Source organism: Falsihalocynthiibacter sp. BN13B15 (genome assembly GCF_041205415.1).
Lineage (GTDB): Bacteria > Pseudomonadota > Alphaproteobacteria > Rhodobacterales > Rhodobacteraceae > Falsihalocynthiibacter > Falsihalocynthiibacter arcticus.
Window position 1 is genome coordinate 1 of record NZ_JBGFCE010000003.1, and the last position, 18,289, is coordinate 18,289.

The window sequence follows — 18,289 nt, forward strand, 5'->3', positions numbered from 1 at the left end:
TGTCGGCGCCAAACGTGATCTCACCCGCTCCGCGCGGCCCTCCACTGCCGACTGGCGATGCTTGCATGGCTGAGAGGGATCCCACATCTCCGACTTCTGCGTATCTGTATAAAACGTTCGTTGCCGATACTTCCTGATTTACACTCCACCTTTCCAAAAAGAGTAAAGTATTGCGTCGACCGATTGAAATCACCTGTCATTGAAGTCGTTGGTTCAAATTAGTATGACACTCGCTTCCCGTGTCAGGTGGACGTTTGCCTTTCCAGCATTTCTCGCAGTTCTGTCTCCCACTTTTCCGAAACGTCGGAATCGAAAATGGCTCCGTGATCAGCACTCAGTGCCATAAAGTTCGCCGTCTTCAGAACCTTCTTCCACGCATCTTCTCCACCCTGCTTTGGTGTGAATACCGCTAAAGTTTGCCCCGTGTATGGCTTCGCAATATACTCTCCAGCCTTCCTTCGTGCCGAATACCAGAAAACAGGCCAGAGTTTCTTTGGCAAAAGGCTTTCTTGAACAAGGTTGGGGTAGCGGCGATGAAGGTGGAATATTTGATACATCAACCAGTTCCCACCGCGGATCATTTGAATCGGTCTATATAAAGATGTGATCAATCCAGCGAGCCCGTGCCGACGAATACGGCCCATGCTGTTTCGGCCGTATTTGGACATTTGAGATGCTGCACTTTCGTGATGGGCGACCATTTCTGTCCCATCGCTAGATGTGCGTGAAAGCTTAAAGGGGTCAAGGATTAAAAGCTGTTCGACATCTCTCCCAAGCGCCTGCAACTGCTGTGCTATCTCAAATGCGACCAAGGCACCAAACGAGTATCCCGCAATCCTGTAGGGCCCCTGTGGTTGCAATTTTAGAATACTCTCTATGTATGTGGCGGCAAGTTGCTCGACGGTCTCCATCTCGACCATTCGCCCGCCAGTCGCCCAATAGGCAACCGCATAAAGCGAGCATGGAAGACGCCAACGGTGGGCCATTTTCAGATCAACGCCAACAAAGAATACCGGAGTGGTTTCTGGCCGTTCGACCAAAGGGAAAATGAAACTGCTGTCGGAGCGCACAAACTGCTTGGCCCGGATTTCATCAACCATGGCAGCAAAATCACGCAGAACCGGAGCCTCGAAAACCAGTTGAGACGGCAAGAACAATTCCAGTTTGTGCTCCAATCGCAAGCTGATGTTCACAGCGGCAAGGCTGTCACCGCCGATGGTAAAAAAATTCGATTCAGGGCCAACGTTAGGGTCGCGCATTGAGCGGCCCCAGATTTCGGCGACAATCGCTTCAGTTGTCGTCATATTGCTTTTGGCTTCCCTCGGCAGAGACGTTACATCTAGCTCGCCTTGAAGAGCACGGATCGCCGCACGGTCAACTTTAGCGTTTTTTGTTATCGGCAACCTATCCAGCACAAGATATTTTGCCGGTATCATCCCTTCTGGGATTTGAGCTTCGAGGTGTTTCCGGACTAAAGACAAATCTGGCTGTTCTTCGCCATCAAGGACGATGGCAGCCACAATAGCGCGCGTGCGGCTCTCGGTTTCAAACCAAGTCGCGGCGGCTTGGGCAATACCAGCTTCGTTCTCAAGCAGAACTTCGATCTCTCGCGGTTCAATGCGGCGGCCCTGTATGCTAATTTGATCGTCAAACCGCCCCTTGTACGACAAAAGTCCCGCAGGACCACGAGCGACCCTATCACCGGTTCTATAAAAACGCGTGTCTCCTCGCAAAACAAACCGCTCTTCTGTCAAATCAGGTCTATTTCGATAACCTCTCGCAACGCAGATATCTCCGAGCAACAACTCACCTTCGACGCCTTGATCCACTAGATTGCCGTTTGTGTCTTCGATGCGCACCGATACGCCATGAAATTCACGCCCAATTGGCGCTGAGATATCAATCAAATTTTCCGCCGCCGTATGCTCCAGTAAATGCCCCGTTGCCCAGACCGTCGCTTCGGTTGGCCCGTACATATTCCACGCTTGATCCGCATATCGCGCTATCGTTCTTGCCATCGACGGGGTGACCGCTTCTCCTGCGCTGACGGCAATCCTCAGTCTCGGAAAATCCGGAACGTGATCGAGGATAACGGACCAAACGGAAGGGCCCGTGTGGATTGCAGTTACACCTTCTTCGCGGACGAGACGCGCGATTTCCCTCGGTTTTAGGAGCGTTGACTTGTCACGCAACAAAATGTCGGCGCCGACGATCAACGGCAAGAAAAACTCGATAACCGAAATATCGAAGGCCAACGTGGTAACGCCCAGAAAGGTATCCTGAGAGGTGAACTCAAACAAATTGCGCGCCTCAACCAAAACATTGGTCAAACTTTGATGTTCGACTTCCACAGCTTTCGGCGCGCCCGTACTGCCTGAGGTGAATATCACGTAGGCCAGATCAGTAGAGGATGGTGGCGGTGGTAGGTTGTGGTTTACGCTCCCAATCGCATCCACATCGTAAAACTTGATCTCAGGGCCCCCGCTGGAACTTAGCTTTTCGAAGGTTTTTCGGTCGCCAATTGAGCGGCGACATCCGGCGATTTTCAACATCGCCGATACCCGTTCAGGCGGTTCTTGAAGGTCGATCGGCAGATAGGCTCCACCAGCGCGCATAATACCGAGCAGTACCGCCGGTAGATCAGCCGTTCGCTGCATGAAGACAGCTACAGGCTCTTCCCGTTCAAGGCCATCTGCGTGTAACGCGGTAGCGACCTTGAACGCAAATTCCTCGACTTGCGCGTAGCTGCGCGTGCCATCGCTTGCTCGGACGGCGAGAGCATTTGGGGTTTGTCTGACCTGAGCGGAAAAGAGATCGAAAACAGTTTTTTCCAGTGCAAACGGGCTGTCATCACGCATGATCGTCTCCGGAAATATGTTGCAGCTCTACGTAGAAATCTACTGGAGGTTCCCAATGGTAAGGCCCGCGAACCGATGGACCGTCATTCATTGGCAATACACGGTAACCTCCAACAAGGCATGTTAGAAAACGCGCCCCCAGAGCGACAGACACAGAGGCAAGCGGGCATTGATGATGGTCCAGTCCAAATGGGGAATAGACGTTGGGCGAGGGCGCGTTATTTATGAAACGAGAGGGTGCAAAATCGAACGGATTTTCAAACTTATCGGGCAGTTTATGGGATTCCCACATGCAAATGCGAACCCGCCAATCTTTGGGGAACTTAAAACCTTCGAAGGTGAAACCTTGCGTGATACGACGAATGAGCCGCTCGCTTTGATCAAGCCTTAGAGTTTCGAGCACAAAGGCACGCGCCAAGCCGCGAGCCGTTTTAACATCGGCCTCATTTCGGATTTGATCACTGTATTCTCCTGACACGCCTGCGTTTTTGCAGATCCACAGAAACAAGCCAGCCATATCGTATCGTCCAATCTCGACCATATAGATCAGGTTGCCGAGCATTGTGCTGTCAAGCTGGCCGTTATTATTTATCGTCGATATCACGCAGTCGTCAGTTTCCCCAACATCTGTCGCAAGCAGGGTGCCCAACTTGGCCACAAGCGCATCAAATGCAAGCTTCTGATTATCGCCCACATTCCATACAACTCCGTGGGGACCAAGTCTTTGGAAGAGCTGGCAAACTTCTGCAAATTCCACTGTTTCAGGGCGCAGGCCAAAGAACAAACGGATTAGAAATCCTGTGGAAATTTCGGAAAGCGTATCGTGGAGCATTGACGCCGCGTCGTCACCTTCAAGTTTGGCTTCCGAGTACTTTTGAAGCGCAGCTAAAGTGAGTGCTCTGTAATCTTCTTGCGTACCTTCCGCGCTCACAGCTCTCTTACGGCCTTGGTCAAGGCCGCTCGATAGTGAATGTGCTCGTTTCCGGTCATGTGGCGCATGAAGCCAGCGGCCACTACAGGCGTAATGTCGATATTCACCGGCTGCAAACTTTCTGCATGCGTTTTCAAGAGCGCACGACCAAGCTCTAGGCCCACAACACAGATCTGGGGTCGGTCTTCTTCTTTTATTTTAAATATAGGTCCATGCACTGCGGAGAGATCAGAAAGTATAAGCCTATTGGTTCGTTCGAGTTTTTCCAGATCTTCAAGTTCACCGGGCGGAATACGGTTTCGAAGGCGGTTTCCAAACCGCGAAAGAATGCTCACTTATTCCTGCCCCCAAGTTGCCAAAGTATGAAGGCGTAATTCTGTCAGAGTGTCGCCGATTCTGCTATTAAGTTGTTGGTCCTATGTCTCAGTGCTTAGCGATTGGGATGAGCCCTAAACACTCTTTTATCCAATCAACCAATTTAGCCGGCAATTCTATAGCCCGCGCGTCCCGCAGACAGAGTGATCAAAGTTAACGCACAATAGAAAACTTGAAAAGATTCAGGAGCATAGCTGAGCCTAAACTTAGGAAATAACGCAATTCAGTGAATTGTATAATTATCAAAACAGAAGGCATTTGTGCGTGGTGCAGCGAATGTCCGGTTCCCGTCCCTTAGGTCGAAATGTGCTCGGTGCGGAAATTGGCCAAATCACTCACCCATCAACGTCGTGAACGGCCTTAACCGGCGACTGGTGATTGGTGCAGCATTTTTGTCGGTTGAAACCTCGGCGTGCGGACAAACCGACGTTTGACCGAGAGTTATCTTATGTCCGCTTAGCCTCATGGTGGAACACCCTAGGGTCACCGTGTTTCGAACAGTGTGTCTAGGATGGGGCAATCAGGCACATCGCCTTGGCTGCACTCTGCGGCCATTCCAACAAGGGCTTTCTCTAATTTCCGCAGCCCTTTGATCTTTTCGCGCACTGACGCCAAGTGCCCAACGGTCAATCCATGCACTTCACCACATGTGAAATCTTGCCGGTCCACCATTTCCAGCAGTTGGCGGATTTCATCAATGCTGAACCCAAGTTCGCGGGACGTTTTGATAAAGGACAGCCGCTTGAGCTGGTCGTGGTTGTATTGGCGATTGCCACCTGCCGTGCGATCCGGCTTCGGCATGATGTCGATGCGTTCATAGTAGCGAATTGTTTCAATATTCACGCCGGTTCGCTTGGACATTTCGCCAATGGGATACCCTCGCGCATTCGTGAAGTCGGACATCGAAAAAACCCCTTGTTTCTGTAGTGGCTACAGACCGCATCTTACATGAAGAAACCTGAATTGCGAGGGCCTGCATGACTGACACCATAGACGCTGACCTAAACCAGAGCGACCCTGACAGCCGAAAGGCGCGTATGGTTGCTGCGGGCGGCATTCTTGGCGCTCTTGCCGCCTCTACGTGCTGCATTGTTCCGTTGATCCTATTCAGTCTTGGTATATCCGGTGCATGGATCGGCAATCTGACGGCCCTTGAACCGTACAAGCCAATCTTCATTGTGATTACGCTGGGGTTTCTCGGCTACGGCTACTGGATGGTTTACCGCACGCCCAAAGCCTGTGCCGAGGGTGACACTTGTGCCCGCCCACTTCCCAACCGGTTGGTTAAATCCGCGCTGTGGGCATCAACATTTCTTATCGTGATCGCGCTGTTCTGGAATTGGATTGCGCCGGTCGTTGCTCCCATTCTTCTTGGTCTTTGAAAGGACATATAATGAAACTCCACACTTCCGTTTTGGCCCTGCTTGGTTTTATGGCCGCCAGCCCTATCTTTGCGGCTGAGCAAACAGTGACATTCTCTGTTCCTAGTATGACCTGCGCAAGCTGCCCCTTTATCGTTGAATCTGCGATGGGCGCCGTACAGGGCGTTAATTCAGTGAGCGCAGATTCTGACACGCGCACAGCATTTGTCGTCTTTGATGATGCCATGACCAGTGCAGATGATATCGCACGCGCCTCTACGTCTGCGGGTTATGAGGCTGAGCTTGTACCCAACGACAGTAATTCGTGAGCGTAAATAAAAGATAGACCCCTTAAAATGGGCATCGTCGGCACGCTTATTGCAGCGCTGTGCTGCTTCACTCCCGTTCTGGTGGTGCTTTTCGGCGTCGTGGGCCTTTCGGCTTTCGTCGGCTACCTCGACTACGTTCTGTTGCCCGCCCTTGCCATATTCGTACTGATCACGATTTACGCGATCCTCCGCCGTGCGCAAAAAAACCTGAACCTGAAAGTCCAAACATCATGCCTGATTTACTGAACCCAAATGGGGTTGATTTCGATACATTTGACCTCGCTGTCATTGGTGCTGGCTCGGCTGGATTTTCCGCGGCGATCACCGCAGCGGAGGATGGAGCGCGGGTTGCTCTTATAGGCTACGGAACTATCGGTGGCACTTGCGTCAACGTCGGATGCGTCCCGTCCAAAGCGATGATACGTGCGGTCGAAACACTGCACTCAGCCAAAGGTGCCGCCCGCTTTGACGGCGTGGAGGCCACGGCAAGAGTGACGGATTGGGCGGCAATGGTGGCCCAAAAACAAGCCTTGGTGGATGATCTGCGCGTCGCAAAATACGTTGATGTTCTGCCAAACTATGAGGGCATTACGTACATCGAAGGTCAGGCAAGCTTCGCGAAAGATGGTTCTTTACAAGTTGGCGGTCGTACCATTTGCGCGCCAAAAGTCATCATCGCAACGGGTTCCTCCCCGCATGTTCCAGATATACTCGGACTGGACGGTATCGATTGGCTGGACAGCACTTCGGCACTTGAACAGGAGCAACTTCCAAAATCGCTGATGGTGATGGGCGGCGGGTATATTGGCGTTGAGCTTGCTCAGATCTTCGCCCGAGTTGGCGTCGCAGTGACTATTGTCACGCGTCGCGGTTTGCTGCCAGAGGCTGAACCCGAAGTCAGCGCGGCCCTGGCGAAAGCCTTCGCCGATGAAGGCATCAAAGTGCTGGACGGATTGTCATATGATAGATTTGAAAAGTCGGACGAAACTGTCATCCTTCACGCCAAACACAATGGCGTAGCCGTCGAGATCAAAGCCGAAAAGCTGATGCTGGCGACTGGCCGCGCCCCAAACACGGGTTCTTTGGCACTTGATGTCGCTGGCATTGATTCAAATGCACGTGGCGGAATTGTGATTGACCCTCAAATGCGCAGCACGCGGGACGGCGTTTATGCCACAGGCGATGTGACGGGGACCGATCAATTCGTCTATATGGCCGCTTATGGCGCAAAGCTCGCGGCCAAAAACGCGATGAACGGAAACACCCTGAGCTATGATAATAGCATCATGCCTGCTGTTGTTTTCTCAGATCCACAGGTGGCCAGTGTCGGCCTTACCGAGGCGCAGGCCAAGACATTGGGTCATGAGGTGGTCACCTCTGTTTTAGGGTTGGAGCATGTACCACGTGCTTTGGCTGCGCGTGACACACGTGGGCTCATAAAGTTGATTGCGGACAAGGAAAGTAAGAAGCTCCTTGGAGCGCACATCATTGCCCCAGAAGGCGCAGATAGCATTCAGACGGCCGCCATGGCCCTCAAAATGGGCATGACCTACGACGATTTGGGCGCGATGATCTTTCCCTACCTCACAACTGTCGAGGGGCTAAAACTGGCCGCGCAGACATTCGAAAAGGATGTCGCAAAGCTATCCTGTTGTGCGGGGTAGCACATTCATCTTCCAAGCATTAAATTGTTTCATCTTCGCGTTAGCAGACATTGGCAGCGACGCGGAAAAGCTAAGCTATGGGCTCACTGCCGCCGTTAGCAGCGTTTGCGCATCGAAAAAACTGGGTCGCAGCCCCGAGCGTCCTCTTTCTTCAGGTTGCCCAATTTAGTTTGCGGACGCAGCGAACAACCGCTCTCCGCCCATATTGTCTTTGTCGTGATCGGCCCAAAGGCTCCGTTCATGTCAGTTACATTAGACATAGCATTCTATTCCAGCAATAATCAATTCTATGCATAGGATGGGGGTTTTCAGTATGCAATTTCAAAAACTAATTGCTGACGAAAATGGCGAGAGTCATTGGATGGATGTCAGCGTCACATTGACAGAACGCAGCTTTGCGCCACCAGCTCAAGCTATAGAAATTTCAGAGCCAGAACGCGTGAAACAGGCTATGTTTTTGAGGCTGCGGTCGGGATGGAATGAACCAATTCATCCAACACCCGTCGCGCAAAAACTAGTGTGTCTCGCGGGCACAGTAAGAGTGACGGCCAGCGATGGCGAATTCCGTGACATTGGCCCGGGTGACGTTTGGCATATGGAAGACAAGCATGGAAAAGGTCACCACACCACGGTGACCAGCAAAGAGGACTTTGAATCCATTATCATTCAATACGAATAACGCTCCCCTAGATCAGTCGAAACGGCGGAAAAGGCCGCCCGAAGACATTGGACGTCAAAATGCTTGAAGGGCCGTTTTTTATGGCCGCGCTGCGCCATCGCGGGTTCAAGCCAAACGCAGGTCAGCGACCTGTATGCATTGCTTTGACTCCAGTCGCGGCGGTCCGCTTAGGCTCCCGAAAGGTCCACGTGTCATGCATTGGGATGACATGTGGCGGCACGAGTATTGACTATGATGAAGTGGCAACAAGGAGAAACTCATCATGGACTTCAATCAAATAATATCCGCTCAACGCCTTCCCAACAATCAGTTCCGCTTCGATCAGGACGCGATGGAACGCTCAATTTTGCGCGCCGAGGAACGCCGTGTGCAACGGCGTGCAGCGTGGCAAAGAATGCGCGTATTGGGTGGCACAGTTGCCCAATACTCGCGTTCGATTGCGATTTTGAGCCTAGGTAAACGTCACAGTTGAGGTAAAGTCATTTTAACCTCCTGCCACATGGGATGAAAGCGTGCAGTTGGCAAACAAGTGGAGCCGATCAATGCCTTTTACAGATGAAGAGGAAGAAATTCTTACCTTCCTGCGGTCGGAACAAGAAAGCTATTACCACGGCGACTTTGATGCCTTCGTCGATCATTGGCATCACGGGCCCGAAGTGCGGCGCATTATATCTGGGCCGCAAGTCGGTACCCGCATTCATTCTGGCTGGGATGAACTGCTCCTTCGTTTTCAAGAGGGCTTTCGCCAATTTCCGCAAAATTTTGAAGCGCGTGATTTACTGCGGTGGGAAAATATTCAGTTTCAAATAACTGCTGATATGGCATGGATTTCCTATGATCAGATTGCAGTTAAACACGTTCCGAAAATGCATGTTTCGCCGATGTCGCATGAAGTTAAAATCATTCAGAAGTTTAAGGGCTCTTGGAAGATAATATGCTTGATAGTCGTTGTTCCCGGAATTCGCCGCGAGGATGTTCCGCTCATAGAACTCGCTGCAGACGGGCGTGTTGCTCGCATCAATAAGTTGGCCAGCGAGCGGCTAGGGGCTCATTCTGGGTTGGTGGTTTCAGGCGGAAGACTTCATGCACGGATTAGGAAATTTGACGCAGATCTTCACAAGGCAATTGAACGCGCAAAAAACCGTCTCGCAACAAATCTGCCGCGCGGCTTTCAGAGTGAACCAGCCAGTATTGTCCCACTTGGCGAAAACGAGGCTGGCCATCCTATTTTTTGCTGGATCGCGACCGAGCAAGAGCGGGTGTTGATATCGTTTGATGATGAGTTTTTGTTACGTGGGCGATTGGAAGCTGCGGTCCCAACGTTCGGACTTTCGCCCGCGCAATTGAAACTCGCTGAGTTACTCGCTTTGGGACAAGATTTGGGAACTGCAGCGTTGGAGCTTGGGGTTTCGATAAATACTTTGCGCACTCAAGTTAGGCGAATGTTTGAAAAGACCGACACCCATAACCAAGCCGCATTGCTGTCACGCTTGTTAAACTCGCAAGGTCCGGACTGAAATTTGTTTGCTGTTCTGGGCGACGGCTCTATTCTGGATAACCGACGTTAGTGCATGAGAAATCGCTGCGATTTTTCACCAATGTCTGCAATGACGGACTGCGCCGCAGCATTTGATATTGTCGCAAACGGCGGCACTGGGCCATTCGCGACATTAACGGGCGAGTGATTTGGCCCAATTTCTGCACCACGCACTTTTCGACTTAAAGAGCGGGAACGAGACGCGCGCCGCATAGCGCACGGAGATATCCATTTTACAAGCAGTGAGGTGGCAACACTAACTGGTTCTGATTTAGTGCACCAGTTTACCACACGACCTTCGTGCATGAATGCCCGCGCTTACCCATTTTAAATATCCAACGTCAGAGTTTCAGTGGGAATTGAGGTGCAAAGCAACGTTCTCACACGATCTTCGCCTTCTTCCCCGACAAGCCGTTCGGTCGCCCCAGCTATCACGTTGCACTGGCAAGTGTTGCAAATGCCTGCGCGACAATGCGAGGGCGTAATGACACCGCGTTTTTCAGCGAATTCAAGTAAGGTGCCGTCTTGCGGTCTCCAATAATCGATGATGTTAGATTTGCTCAGAGTAACTTTGATTGGCGGCGAAGGGGCTATTTCCCGCATATTTACTGTAACACTTGGAGAGCTAAATGAATCGCGGAAAATCCGTTCCCTTGGAATATTCGCCGCTTCTATGTGGTCATCCAAACTTCTAACAAACCCGTTGGGCCCACAAATATGGATATCGGCTTGAGCTATATTGGCCTGTTCAATCACGGCGTGACAATTTGGGCGTCCGTGATGTGCCGTTCTCCGGTCGCCCGTATTTTGCGTAAGATAAAGATGCAATTCGATATTTGGTAATGCCGCCGCAGCCTGTTCAATTTCGTCCCACAGTGCCAATTTCTCCGGATCACGCGCAACGTGATGCACAACTATAGGGCCGGCGTATTTTAGCACTGCGAGCGCGCTTAATTTTGCAATAATCGGCGTGATGCCGATGCCCGCGCTCACAAAATGAATGGCCTTGCAAGGATCGCGCAGAGTTGCCTCACCAAAGGGGCCTGTCAACGTGACCATATCGCCTGCAACGAGGTTGTGCATGGCCTGTGACCCAACACCGATGTCACGCTTGACGGTGACACGGAGTTTGCCTTCTTGTACTGCCGAGACTGTATAACTCCGCCAAATTCTCTCGCCGCCCAGACCATGAATGCGGATATACTGACCTGCTTTGAAATCGCTGAGCGCGCCGATGTCCGAAAGGCTGTCCTCGATCCAAATGGATTTTATATCTTCGGCTTCATGGCGTGTTTCACAGATAGTCGCGGGCCGTGGCCAATGCGGCAAAGACGGGGCGGTGGAAACGGACGCGGCCTTGCGGACCGCAGATTGGCCTGCGCTCGGCGTGATCTGAGCAATAGCAGGGGTGCCTATCCGCCCAGTATTACGAACCGATGCGTAGACGCCGCAAAACATGTGGCCAAAGTGCTGTTGCAGTGCGGCTGGCATATTTACGTCAAGCTCACCCGTGTCGACATTCACTGACGTCGTTTTGCACCGATCAATTGGGCGTATAATGTCAATCCGCGCGTCGCCGATCTCAAGAGACTGCCCCAGCCAGTGAAATTCCGCCCAAGGCTCCGCGCGGACGTAAATGTTTGCCCGAAACTGCAAGGGGGCAATAGGCCTCTTGAGAGTTTTCGCAATTTCCTCGATGGTCGCAATATTGATGATCGAGAGTGCAGCGTCGGGATGGTCCCAATATCCGCCGCCTTCTTTCCTGCGATGCACCGGCGTCTTCTCACCAAAATTTGTTGCTAAATTGACCAAACATTTGCTGTCTTCATCAATGTGCTCAACCAGCCCCTGTGGGGACGTCAATCTAAGCGTTTCATCCAGCACATCGAGTTGGTAGCGCGTTAGATCTGGGCGAATGCTCATGCGTTGAAATGCTTGGCAGGGCGTCCATGCCCCCGCAGGTTCAACATGTTGCGAGTTGAACCCAAGTGCAAGCGCGCGATCACCAGCGATCCCTTGGCCCACGTTGAGATCAACGACTTCCAGACGCTGCGCGGGAAATCCCTTGAGCGGGTAACGATAGAGGTCCGTGATCATAATCACGATAACACACCCTCGGTGATGAGAACCAATGCGCGCGCATTTTTCCCAAGTTTGGCTTGCTCAACGGCGGCAAACCCCGCAGCACCCGAGGGCGTCGAGTATAAATTATAGGCGCAAAGATCATTGACCGCTGATTGCGCCTGCGCATCTGTGATCGTTGTGAAATGATCTGCTTTCTCTCGCAAAATTTCAAATCCCAACATTGAAGCGGTTTTGCAATCCAGGCGCCCCATGTTCGAAACAGGCCCGGACACCTCGACAAGTCGGCCAGCTTCCACACTATCCCGCAGGCAAGGCGCGCGATTTGGTTCGACCACAGTGATGTGGGGCTGAACGGACCAATTTTTGCGGATCATATATGTGATCGCACCCGCCATGCCGCCAACACCCGCTTGCAAAAAGACATGGCTCGGCCAGTCGCCCTTTTCCTCAAACTCAATCCGCATTTCCTCGGCAATGATCGTATAGCCTTCCATCACCAAACGAGGGGGCTCAGTATATCCTTCCCACGATCCGTCGGCCAAATGGATGCCGTCTCCTCGCGCGGCCTCTTCAATGGCGGATTGCACGCTCTGCTCATAGGTTTCGCCAGAGATAACCACCTGCGCTCCCAGAGATTTAAGCCGCACAGCGAAGGCCTCGGGCACGAGTGTTGAAAGATGAATTCGCGCCTTTGCACCAAACAACTGCGCACCGGCGGCAACTGAAATCCCATGATTTCCGGCGCTCGCACAAATGAATGTCATGCCCTTGGCCTTTGCGTGAAAATTCGCCAGAGGGCGGTCCCAATACTCTTCGTCCCCCATGATCAACCGCGCAACCGCATATGCGCCGCCAAGAGCCTTGAACGAGCCAAGGCCCATACGGCTTGTTTCATCTTTGAGCAGGAGAGGTTTCTGGGACAGGTGCGCTCGCACCAAGGGAGATGGCGCATAGGCTGGCCAATGCTTCAGAAGATGGGACGGAGAAGCAGGGCAAAGTGCTAAAGTTGAATGTTTCATAGAGGTAATATATCAAAGACGCGTGATGGCTAATGATCATAATTCAAATATTTATGGGAAAACTTTTCAATTTTAGATAAGGGACCGCACGATGAAGATCGATAAGGCCGATGTCGTTATTTTAAATACTCTTCAAGAAAACGCACGTACGAGTTTAGATAAACTTGCCCATCTTGCAGGTCTATCGACGGCTTCCGTGCAACGGCGGTTAAGAGCTTTGCGCGACTCTGGTGTCATCGTGCGGGATGTGTCGATTCTGGACCCGAGTAAGCTTGACCAACACATGAGTTTTATCGTGATGGTCGAACTAGAGCGTGAGCGTCGCGACCAAATTGACCTTTTTGTCCGCCAAACCCTGAATGAAATCTTGGTCCAGCAGTGCTATTACGTAACAGGGGAGGCCGATTTCTGTCTTATTTGTACTGCGAAAGATATGCATGAATTCGAAGAATTGACGCACCGATTGTTTTTCGAAAATTCGAACGTACGACGCTTTCGAACCTCCGTCGTTATGGGGCGCAAAAAAATTGGTTTAGAAGTGTCTTTGGAAAACTTTGGATAAACGATATTTTGTTTTGACCGATTTCGAAAGTTGCAAAGCGGTCTTCCAACAACAGGAATCCGAAGGTCGGCTAAGGGCCAAGGCTTTGTGAAAACTATTGAGGGTTTGGAAAAAACGCCGGAAACTGCCCGATTTTGGTGCTCTCTGGACGAGCGGAGCCACGCGAACGTCAATCCAGCGACATCGGTGTCGAGCAAGGCGTTACAATTGCTAAAAATTTGTAAAAAGACGGATGTAGATGAAGGGCATTGGAGATCTTCGCGTAAATTTCCGCCCATTTTCAGGTCAACATCGGTGGCCTTTGATATGAAGGGGGAGTGAACTTTGAGCAGATAAATTTCACCAAAAGGAGAAAATCGATGTCTTGGTATATTACGTTGGCTGCCGTCTATACCGCCCTGTTATCTGCACCTGCTGCATTGGCTGAAGAATACGTGGTTCTGTTTGATGCGCCCTTCGATTAAGCGCAAGCGAGCCTCCTTGAGAGCTTGAAGATCAACCAAATCGACGCTTTCTCGCATGACGTTGCGCATTAAATGGTCATCGAAGCCCGTGATGAAGGCTCTGTGGCGGCCAACTTCTACGCAATCAACAGAACTCCGATAGCGCTTCACACACTCGGAGCTGATTGGACAAGGGCAGGGGCCTATCGAGCGTGGCACTGGAGCAACGTTCCTTTCTTGGCCCCTGCGCTCATGTTAGGTTAGTCTGCTCCGCCCCAAGGCCTACTGCACGAAGCCTGGATTCTAGCATTTCAACGTCCTTCACGTCTGCGAACGGCAACGATCTGAAATGCGTAAAAGGCAGGTCTATTCCATATATCATTTTTTTGAACTCTTCGGTCTTGGTGATAGAAGAATTAACAGAGGCTGCGGCAGCATAGACCATTGCGTGCCATGAGGAATCCGGCAAGCGTTCATAGGCGTCGCTTGCAAATTGAATTGCGGCAACATCGTCGCCCGCCAAGATCCACGCCAATCCGATCAACGACTGAAAGTATGCATATTGACGATCGATCTTTGTCAGGGAAACGAAAGATCTTATGCGGTCAATTCCAGCGATATGCGCCCCTGTTAATATTTCACTGGTTGCGAGCGTCAGATGAGTCAAATAAAAGTTCGGGTTAATCGCCAGCGCCCGGACGCAATCGGTGCGGCACCCCTTATGATCCCCCAACAACCAAAGTCTCAGGTTGGCACGGGTGCGGAATGCAAAAGCTGATGTTGCGCCGAGTGCGACGGCCCTATCCGCCAGTGACAACGCCCAAATTGTCTCCGCTTCATTGTCCTCAATGCGAATGTATGGGCGCATCTGCGTGGTTGAATGTGCCAACATCGCAAGTGCTTTCGGGTCGTCAGGCGATCTTTCGACGGCGACCTGCAATGTTGTTCGAGCGATCGCGGTCGCAGGGACTGTAATGCGACCGTAAAAGTAGTGCGCCTTGGCCATCAGTTGTTGGAAATCAAGTTGTCCGTCTGGCTTATTACCATATTTCTCGCCATCATGATTAAAGACGCTAATACGCAAAACACTTGAAATCTTTCGCGCGACATCTTCTGCCAGCTGATCTATTTCCGATACGTCTCTCTCGAAAGATTCGGCATAGAAATGGCCGTGCAACGTCACCTCGGAAAGAGACAAAAAAAGCTTGACGCAGTCGCCGCTGACATTCGCTCGGCCCTGCACGATGTAGTCTGTCGCCGTTTGGTTTCCGGTGCTGGTGAAGACCCTCACTTCGGTGCGCGGCGCCATGACCAAAACGAGTTTGTCCCGAAGATTCGTAGCAAAAACCTTGGATATTTTTCGATTTCCGGAGGACTGAATGTTTTCGATAAAGATACTGGGTTTCTGGTTCGTAGTGAATGAGGGGACCGGTTGGTAAGTATCCAGACGATAGCCTATCCTGGCGACCGTTCGCACAAGTTTACGATCATTGTCGCACAGCGCTTTTCGGATGTCCTTGATACACTGCACAAGACTGTCGTCGCTTACAAATGTCCCGCCCCAAACGGCACTTACGAGCCTATCCTTCGACACAGTTTTGCTTGGTGACTTTGCAAGTTCGCATAAAACTAATGCCGACTGATGGCGTAAAGACACTGGCTGCCATTCAATATCGAAAAGGGTCAAGCTTCTGACATCAAATCGAAAGTCCCCAATGATCGCAATTTCAGAATATTTCGGTTCTTTTTCGTTTGGATTTCCTGACATCTCTTTGTCTCCGCGAAATACTCTTCCTTACTAACACAGTTCAAGAGTGCCCTGAGGCACATTTTTCAAGGAGCGAACCATGAAACGACCTATCATCACGGCTTTCACCGCATTCGCGATCCACTTGGCCCTAACTCTGGCGCCAGTATCGGCGGAGACGGTAATCACACCGGTGCTGACAACCCCCATCGAGGGCATGCCAGATACAGAGGCAAAAGTTCTACTGTTCGACGTCGATCCGGGTTGGAAAACCGACCATCATATCCATCCAGGACAATTATTCGTCTACATACTTGAAGGTGGATTGCGTCTGGAGGTTGATGGCGCAGAACCTGTTGACTATGCGGCCGGTGAAGCGTTTTACGAACTGCCCGACCTCGGAATGACCGGTGCGAATCTGAGCGCTACCGAGCGCGCCAAATTTGTTGTTTTCCAATTTGGCGAGGCTGGAAGTCCACTTATGGTGGCGCAATAGAGTGTGATAGTGGTCCGCAAACATGATCATCGTTTTCAGCCCATAAGTCAGGATGCGGATCGCAAGTCATGATTATATCATAAAACATGCTTAATCCAATTTTTGCATAGGGACTAAGATTTGCATTCAATATCGGCACATAGCCGCTGTTCGCTATGCTTGCCCCCATTGGTAATCGTGGCATTGACGCGAGCGGCCCTTTGCTGAACTTCGTGAAAGTTGCAGCTAACTGCGGCTTTGAGCCTATCCTGCAAGTGTTCCACACCACAGCGAAAGGCGGATACTTGCAACGGATCAATTTCACCATGCCGTAAAATTGTGTATTTAGATCAAGACCGCGCACTCGCATCCCTATAGCCATTCCCCCATTCACCCACTAGAGAAACTGCATGAATAGTCATGATCAGGAAAGCCGAACTGTGGTGAATGTCCTTGTTGTCGGAGCTTATGGCCTCATTGGTTGTGGGATAGCGCAGCGTTTGGAACGAGATGGCCACAAGATCATTGGGCTTGGCAGGGATATTGCCGCCGGAGAACGTGTTCTTCCGACGATCCGTTGGCTTTCAGGCGATCTACGTTCTTTGACCGAGGCGCATGCTTGGCAACCCTTCCTGAGAGACATTGATGTTGTCGTGAATTGTTCGGGTGCCCTACAGGACGGGCCAAAGGATGATCTTGAGGCGGTTCATCATCACGCCGTGTCAGCTTTGGCCAAAGCCTGCGTTTCGGCGGACATTAAAATCGTCCAAATTTCTGCGATTGGGGCTCGTTTGGATGCGACGACGCTGTTTCTTACATCCAAGGCAAGGGGCGATGCGGCAATTCAGAAAGCGGGCGTTCGACACACTATTTTTCGCCCCGGACTTGTCTTGGCGAAACATAGTTATGGGGGCACGACCATGCTGCGCATGCTTTCGGCCTTTCCGCTAGTCCAACCCTTGGCGGTTCCTGACGCGAGCGTTCAAACCGTTGCACTGGATGATCTTGCCGCGGTCGTGAGCGCCGCGGTCAGGGGCGATATTCCCGACGGCTTTGTCGGCGACCTCGTTGAAAACGAAACGCATTCGTTGCGGGAAGTTGTAGCCTCTATGCGCGGCTGGCTGGGCTTTGCACCCGCGAGACGCGAGATCACCATTTCAAGCTTTTTGACCCGCTCAATTGCCAAGGTCGCGGATGGTTTGGCAATGCTGGGGTGGCGTTCTCCGTTGCGCACGACCGCACTTAGAGTATTAGCCGATGGTGTTACCGGTGTGCCCTCAGACCTTTCGTCGTTTGGCATACCTGCGGTCAAATCGCTCTCGCAAACTTTGGCGCATATGCCCGCACGGGTCGAGGATCGCCTGTTTGCGCGGATGTCTTTACTCACCCCTTTCATTATTGCCACGCTCGTCACATTTTGGTTCCTGTCCGGTGCCATCGGTATCATACGCGCAAACGAAGCGGCGCTTGTTCTCGAAGACGTTGGTTGGCCCCATGTATTGGCTCTCGGAAGTGTCCTTTTCTGGGCCGTTGTTGACATTGGGATCGCTGCGGCCTTTGCCTATCGCCCCTCTGCAAAATTGGCCTGTTGGCTCGCGGTTCTTGTCAGCCTTTTCTATTTAGTAGCATCGACGCTTTTTGTGCCGCACCTTTGGTTTGATCCTCTTGGCCCCTTGGTAAAAGTCATACCCGGCATCGCTCTTGCAATGATCGCACGCATTGCGTTGGAGACCCGATGATCGACTGGATCGAAATTGTCCGCCTGCTGCATGTTCTGGGCGCCTGCGTTTTGATCGGAACGGGGTCGGGTATCGCCTTTTCATGGTCATGGCCCATCGCACCAAAGACCCCGCCAGCATCGCCCATACCGCCGCCATCGTGGTCATTGCCGATATGTTGTTCACAGCAACGGCTGCGATTGCACAGCCCCTCACTGGAATCACTCTAGCGCTAAATCTTGGATGGCCGTTGTCGGAAGGTTGGATTGCTCTCTCGCTTGCGCTCTATGTCTTTATTGGGCTTTTCTGGCTACCGGTTATAGTCATCCAAGCAAAGATGCGAGATGAGGCCCGCGCATCCGCACAAACCGGCGCACCACTCACGCCACGATACATGCGCCTTTATCGCATATGGTTCGCGTGCGGCATCCCGGCCTTCTTGGCAATTGTGATTTTGTTGTGGCTTATGACCGCTAGACCCGAGATCATGATTTGGGCTGGATAGC

The 18,289-nt window shown here is 51.7% G+C and carries 18 protein-coding genes; 11 read left to right on the top strand and 7 right to left on the bottom strand.

The annotated features are described in order from the left end of the window. Positions 1-242: 242 nt before the first annotated feature. The 4 genes from AB9F26_RS05285 to AB9F26_RS05300 all read right to left on the bottom strand — a co-directional run bounded on the left by AB9F26_RS05285 (position 243) and on the right by AB9F26_RS05300 (position 5,067). Entirely contained in the window at positions 243-2,858 is a 2,616-nt protein-coding gene (locus AB9F26_RS05285) for an amino acid adenylation domain-containing protein (protein ID WP_369767477.1), read from the bottom strand. Further along, positions 2,851-3,789 (bottom strand): cytochrome P450, encoded by a 939-nt coding sequence (locus AB9F26_RS05290; RefSeq protein ID WP_369767478.1) that lies wholly within the window; start codon positions 3,787-3,789, stop codon positions 2,851-2,853. The genes AB9F26_RS05285 and AB9F26_RS05290 overlap by 8 nt, the downstream gene beginning before the upstream one ends. Further along, on the bottom strand, positions 3,786-4,124 hold the full coding sequence (locus AB9F26_RS05295; protein WP_369767479.1) for a hypothetical protein: 339 nt from the start codon (positions 4,122-4,124) through the stop codon (positions 3,786-3,788). Before AB9F26_RS05295 ends, AB9F26_RS05290 begins: the two co-directional genes overlap by 4 nt. Positions 4,125-4,647: 523 nt before the next feature. Continuing rightward, positions 4,648-5,067: a helix-turn-helix domain-containing protein gene (locus AB9F26_RS05300; protein ID WP_369756114.1), complete on the bottom strand. Its 420-nt coding sequence runs from the start codon at positions 5,065-5,067 to the stop codon at positions 4,648-4,650. Positions 5,068-5,141: 74 nt separating this feature from the next. On the opposite strand from AB9F26_RS05300, the gene AB9F26_RS05305 reads away from it, so the two are divergent. The 7 genes from AB9F26_RS05305 (at position 5,142) to AB9F26_RS05335 (ending at position 9,714) form a co-directional block, all read left to right on the top strand. Next, positions 5,142-5,546, top strand: a complete 405-nt coding sequence (locus tag AB9F26_RS05305) for a mercuric transporter MerT family protein (RefSeq protein WP_335586631.1) — start codon at positions 5,142-5,144, stop codon at positions 5,544-5,546. 11 nt (positions 5,547-5,557) lie between these two features. After that, positions 5,558-5,854: a heavy-metal-associated domain-containing protein gene (locus AB9F26_RS05310; protein ID WP_369767480.1), complete on the top strand. Its 297-nt coding sequence runs from the start codon at positions 5,558-5,560 to the stop codon at positions 5,852-5,854. Positions 5,855-5,881: 27 nt separating this feature from the next. Then, positions 5,882-6,100, top strand: a complete 219-nt coding sequence (merF, locus tag AB9F26_RS05315; RefSeq protein WP_369767482.1) for a mercury resistance system transport protein MerF — start codon at positions 5,882-5,884, stop codon at positions 6,098-6,100. Next, positions 6,085-7,518 carry a mercury(II) reductase gene (gene merA, locus AB9F26_RS05320; protein ID WP_369767483.1) on the top strand — a complete coding sequence of 478 codons (1,434 nt, stop codon included), beginning with the start codon at positions 6,085-6,087 and terminating at the stop codon, positions 7,516-7,518. Before merF ends, merA begins: the two co-directional genes overlap by 16 nt. Before the next feature lie 313 nt (positions 7,519-7,831). Next, complete coding sequence (locus AB9F26_RS05325; RefSeq protein ID WP_335586628.1) at positions 7,832-8,197, top strand: cupin; 366 nt, start codon at positions 7,832-7,834, stop codon at positions 8,195-8,197. Between the two features lie 262 nt (positions 8,198-8,459). After that, entirely contained in the window at positions 8,460-8,669 is a 210-nt protein-coding gene (locus AB9F26_RS05330) for a hypothetical protein (RefSeq protein WP_335586627.1), read from the top strand. Between the two features lie 70 nt (positions 8,670-8,739). Beyond that, positions 8,740-9,714, top strand: a complete 975-nt coding sequence (locus tag AB9F26_RS05335) for a helix-turn-helix transcriptional regulator (RefSeq protein WP_369767484.1) — start codon at positions 8,740-8,742, stop codon at positions 9,712-9,714. Between the two features lie 347 nt (positions 9,715-10,061). Here the strand turns inward: AB9F26_RS05335 and AB9F26_RS05340 are convergent, their stop codons facing one another. Then, positions 10,062-11,831: a 2Fe-2S iron-sulfur cluster-binding protein gene (locus tag AB9F26_RS05340; protein WP_369767731.1), complete on the bottom strand. Its 1,770-nt coding sequence runs from the start codon at positions 11,829-11,831 to the stop codon at positions 10,062-10,064. A gap of 2 nt (positions 11,832-11,833) precedes the next feature. After that, a complete protein-coding gene (locus AB9F26_RS05345) occupies positions 11,834-12,838 on the bottom strand; it encodes a pyridoxal-phosphate dependent enzyme (protein ID WP_369767485.1) in 1,005 nt (334 codons plus the stop codon). Positions 12,839-12,929: 91 nt separating this feature from the next. On the opposite strand from AB9F26_RS05345, the gene AB9F26_RS05350 reads away from it, so the two are divergent. Continuing rightward, positions 12,930-13,400: an Lrp/AsnC family transcriptional regulator gene (locus tag AB9F26_RS05350; protein WP_335586624.1), complete on the top strand. Its 471-nt coding sequence runs from the start codon at positions 12,930-12,932 to the stop codon at positions 13,398-13,400. A 693-nt stretch (positions 13,401-14,093) separates the two neighbouring features. Here the strand turns inward: AB9F26_RS05350 and AB9F26_RS05355 are convergent. Then, positions 14,094-15,611 carry a winged helix-turn-helix domain-containing protein gene (locus tag AB9F26_RS05355; RefSeq protein ID WP_369767486.1) on the bottom strand — a complete coding sequence of 506 codons (1,518 nt, stop codon included), beginning with the start codon at positions 15,609-15,611 and terminating at the stop codon, positions 14,094-14,096. A 79-nt stretch (positions 15,612-15,690) separates the two neighbouring features. On the opposite strand from AB9F26_RS05355, the gene AB9F26_RS05360 reads away from it, so the two are divergent. The 3 genes from AB9F26_RS05360 (at position 15,691) to AB9F26_RS05370 (ending at position 18,288) form a co-directional block, all read left to right on the top strand. Then, a complete protein-coding gene (locus AB9F26_RS05360) occupies positions 15,691-16,086 on the top strand; it encodes a cupin domain-containing protein (protein WP_335586621.1) in 396 nt (131 codons plus the stop codon). Between the two features lie 389 nt (positions 16,087-16,475). After that, positions 16,476-17,804 (top strand): SDR family oxidoreductase, encoded by a 1,329-nt coding sequence (locus tag AB9F26_RS05365; protein WP_369767487.1) that lies wholly within the window; start codon positions 16,476-16,478, stop codon positions 17,802-17,804. Next, the gene (locus tag AB9F26_RS05370) at positions 17,785-18,288 is read left to right on the top strand and encodes a DUF2269 family protein (protein ID WP_369767488.1); all 504 of its coding nucleotides are present in this window, start codon (positions 17,785-17,787) and stop codon (positions 18,286-18,288) included. Before AB9F26_RS05365 ends, AB9F26_RS05370 begins: the two co-directional genes overlap by 20 nt. The last annotated feature ends 1 nt before the right edge of the window (position 18,289 follow it).